The sequence below is a fragment of the Chamaesiphon sp. OTE_20_metabat_361 genome (assembly GCF_031364565.1).
On sequence record NZ_JANLWO010000588.1, the window covers coordinates 1 to 4079 of the forward strand.

Annotated in this window: 4 protein-coding genes and 1 pseudogene; 2 read left to right on the forward strand and 3 right to left on the reverse strand. The window is 48.4% G+C overall.

Annotation, left to right across the window (positions count from 1 at the left end):
• Together nusA and RMO35_RS16965 are read left to right on the forward strand one after the other, a co-directional pair.
• Positions 1-798 (forward strand): annotated as a pseudogene (nusA, locus tag RMO35_RS16960) (transcription termination/antitermination protein NusA); the annotation flags it as partial.
• Between the two features lie 230 nt (positions 799-1028).
• Positions 1029-1310 (forward strand): YlxR family protein, encoded by a 282-nt coding sequence (locus tag RMO35_RS16965; protein ID WP_309742497.1) that lies wholly within the window; start codon positions 1029-1031, stop codon positions 1308-1310.
• A 104-nt stretch (positions 1311-1414) separates the two neighbouring features.
• On the opposite strand, the gene RMO35_RS16970 is transcribed toward RMO35_RS16965, so the two are convergent.
• The 3 genes from RMO35_RS16970 to RMO35_RS16980 form a co-directional block, all read right to left on the reverse strand.
• Positions 1415-3010 (reverse strand): ATP-binding protein, encoded by a 1596-nt coding sequence (locus RMO35_RS16970; RefSeq protein ID WP_309742498.1) that lies wholly within the window; start codon positions 3008-3010, stop codon positions 1415-1417.
• A 634-nt stretch (positions 3011-3644) separates the two neighbouring features.
• Positions 3645-3788: a hypothetical protein gene (locus RMO35_RS16975; RefSeq protein ID WP_309742499.1), complete on the reverse strand. Its 144-nt coding sequence runs from the start codon at positions 3786-3788 to the stop codon at positions 3645-3647.
• A gap of 70 nt (positions 3789-3858) precedes the next feature.
• Positions 3859-4079 (reverse strand): hypothetical protein (locus tag RMO35_RS16980; protein ID WP_309742500.1); only part of this gene is annotated, 221 nt, incomplete at its 5' end.

Sequence of the window (4079 nt, forward strand, 5' to 3'; positions counted from 1 at the left end):
GAGCAATTTGAAGGTACCGCGCTGATGGGCAAGGTGCTCCGCTTTGAACGTCAATCGGTAATCTTGTCTGTCAATAGTAGTTTTGGACAGCCAGATGTCGAAGCCGAACTGCCTCAAAAAGAGCAACTCCCCAACGATAACTATCGAATCGGGCGTAGTTTCAAAGTCTTCCTCAAAAAAGTCCGCGAAGGTGCCCAGCGCGGCCCACAACTGCTAGTTTCGCGCGGTGCTGCGGGATTAGTCGTGGAGCTATTCGCCAATGAAGTCCCCGAAATCGAAGAAGAACTCGTCAGAATCGTCGCTGTGGCGCGCGAAGCCAGTCCCCCATCGCGGCATGTCGGCCCCCGTACTAAGATTGCGGTAGATACCTTAGAAGGCGATGTAGACCCCGTAGGAGCTTGTATCGGCGCACGCGGTTCGCGGATTCAAGTCGTGGTAAATGAATTGCAAGGCGAGAAAATCGATGTCATTCGCTGGTCGCCCGACCCTTCGACATACATCTCCAATGCCCTCAGTCCCGCCCGGATTGAGGAAGTTCGACTGGTTAATTCTGAGGGTCGGCAAGCACACGTACTCGTACCCGAAGATCAGTTGAGTTTGGCAATCGGCAAGGAAGGGCAAAATGTCCGACTCGCAGCGCGACTGACTGGCTGGAAAATTGATATCAAAGATGCCAAACGGTACGATCCTGTGGCAGCAATGGCGGAGGTCGAATCTCAACGCCAAGCAGATTCAGAATACCAATCTCGCTATCAACCCGATTATCAAGATGCTGACTATGCGGAAGATAATTATTAATTAATAATTATTAATTGATAATTATAAAAAGTAGGGTGGGCACTGCCCACCATCTACAATTAATTAAGCAATACTCAATCTGTCGATCCTCAAATGAGTAGCGAGAAGAAAGTGGTTAAAATCGCAGATCGAAAAGTCGTGTCGTCCCAGTAGGGTGGGCACTGCCCACCATCTACAATTAATTAGGCAATACTCAATCTGTCGATCCTCAAATGAGTAGCGAGAAGAAAGTGGTTAAAATCGCAGATCGAAAAGATTATCGACGCTGTATAAGTTGTCGCAAGTTTGCGCCTAAAAGTGAATTTTGGCGAGTGGTAAAGTGTCATCCATCCAAACAAGTTGCGATCGATCTCGGCACGATTTTGATGCAGGGACGCTCGGCATATCTGTGCCCGACAGCGCAATGTCTGCAACTAGCTCAAAAAAAGAATCGCTTGAGTAGATCTCTCAAAGCAGCAGTAGCTGAAGATATCTATCACCAGTTAGGGTTGCTTAAATTAATTGATAATTAATAATCGGGTTTTTAGGATGGGGATTAAAACCCCTACTTTTTGTTAAATCCGCACAGATTTAACTATCTAAAATCTCGATCGTCTTTAAATCAAGCCAGAGAACCTTAATTTAAAACCGTTTTCAGCGTATGCAATAAATCTTCAGTACTAAAAGGTTTGGCAAGGAAAGCCTTAACTGTCTCGCCATGATGATGAGCGGAAATTTCATCAGCGGATAAGCCACTCATGACGATCGCACGGACACTGGGATCGATCGAGCGAAACTGGCGGAGGGTATCAGTAGGATTGCCACCAGGCATCATATAATCGAGTAAAATCGCCTGAATCTCGCCATGATGTCGAGCATATAACTCGATCGCTTGTTGACTGTTACTAGCAGAAATCGTTCGATACTCATAAGATTCGATCGTCGTACCGAGAACTTCGCGAATTGAAGGTTCATCATCGACGATCAAAATCAGTTCGCCTTTACCCGCTAGCAGCGGTAAATGTCCTAGATGTGCCTGTGTAGAACTGGGGTGAGGCTTGTCACGATCGGGAATTATCGCTGGTAAATACAATCGAAATTGCGTCCCGCCATTAGATTGACTGGTAACGTCGATAAATCCCTGATGATTATCGACGATCGTCCGGACGATCGATAGTCCTAAGCCAGTCCCTTTCCCAATTTCTTTCGTGGTAAAAAACGGCTCGAAAATTAGATCCCTGACACTCGGCTCGATCCCTACGCCAGTATCTGCGACTGTAATCGCCACATACGCTCTCCCCAGCGCATTGAGCGGCAGCTTGGGATAGGTATCGCTCAGAATGATATTCTCCGCCATAATTGTCAATTCGCCCCCATCAGGCATTGCGTCGCGGGCATTGACACAAAGATTTAGCAATACTTGATGAAGCTGATTGACATCTGCCGATAATGCCCACAACTGACTATTTTCAATGCGGAGGCTCACATCGATCGATTTGGGGAAGGTTTGTCTGGCGATCTGCATCGCTTCTGCTAGCAGATGCTGCGGTTGCACGATCGTATGTTCGCCATCACTACCTCTGGCAAAAGTCAGAATTTGAGCGACCAATTCCCGCCCGCGCTTAGAATTTTCGGCGAGGGTACAGAGTAATTTTTGGGTACGCTCGTCTAAATTTTTCAATCTCAGGGGTAGTAATTCCGTAATCGCCACGATCGGCGTTAGAATATTGTTGAGATCGTGGGCGATACCACTGGCAAGCGCACCGAGGTTTTCCAATCGCTGTGCGTGGAGAAATTGCCGTTCTAAGAGTTTGTGCTGGGTGATGTCAGTATCGATCGTCAAAATCGAGTGAGGCATCCCGGTAGTAGCGACGATTAAGTACCAATGGCTAGCTGCTACAACGCTTTTGCCTTCGCGGGTTAACAATTGAAGTTCGCCACTCCATTCTCCCCGATCGAGTGTCTGGGCGATCGCCGTTTGATAGTGTGGATCGTCAAGATCGTAGAGAAAATCGAGGATCTGTTTGCCGATTGCCCGTTCTGCCGTCCAGCCATACGTCCGCTCGGCACTGCGATTCCAGTATTGTACCTGTCCCTCGATCGACCACAACACGATCGCATCCGTCACCAAGTCTAGTAGGATCGACTGCTTGCTGCAAAGATCGTGCAGTTCCTCGATGTTGTGTGAGACGTGTGCCTGCTTGACAACTGCCGACGGACTTCTGATTTCCATATATGATTCGAGGTGTCTACACCCCGCTCTCGTTGGCAACGTCTCCGATCTTGAAGCGATGCGCGTAATTCCTGACGGAGAGGCTACGCCAACGTTGGGTTTCCCGACGGTTTAGCGACTGAAAATCACGCGGAGGGAACCTCCCGTTTGTGTGCTTCAAGACAAGACAGCGCATCAAGACATCGGCTAACTTCTTAAGCATAACTCTAGATTTAATTCCCTGCTCAAAAATATTAAACAAATATTAAATAATTTGCTGATTTTAATATTTATATGATATCCGCACTTGCATGGACGAGATCGGCTCAGCCCCTGTGAAGGCTACCGCTCGATCGCCACAATAAGTCCCCTAATCCAGATCCAGTAGGGGATAGTGCAATCTAAAATCTGCCAGAGATACCAGCTATAGTTGGCGTCTACCGTACTTTTTACTAACGCGTTGTAGGCAGTTGCCGCATCGGTTGAGACACTCTAGATCTGAGTCCGCGTAGCGGCGCGCCCAAGGCGAGGTTTCCTCCATGTATGTCGCACCAAGCAGCGAGACAGCGACGCACACAAACGGGAGGTTCCCTCCCGTTTGTGTGCGTCAAGATAATACACAATCGCTGTGCTGTCCTCACCGCCTTAGCGGTTGCTATAACTGCACTAAGAATTCTTGCCCTTTAGCTGGATTTACCATCGCCACATAGTTAGCACCGACGATATTTGGGTACCTTGCTTGTTTGGGGTGGAGTAAGGGTGCCGAAATCTCGCGGACGCCACCTGTCTTTTTGGGCATCTGAAAGTGGATAGTGACATATCTTAGTGCTTAGTCAACCCACACCGATGCTACGCATACGGTCTGGGCATCAAAACCCCAGACTTCGTGTTTCACCCGCCATTGCCTCCACACAAACAAGTTTGCGTTTTGGTCTTACACAGCGTCCAGAGGTTTGACAAGCCGTCTCGTTCTGACTCTCACACCGCTTACACGGTGTCCACGCAGCCGCCCTGTGTCCCAAGGCAGAAATTACTTGAGTCGGAAACCCACATGGTGTTTGATTCGTCCAGCGGCAGATTTCATTTAGTG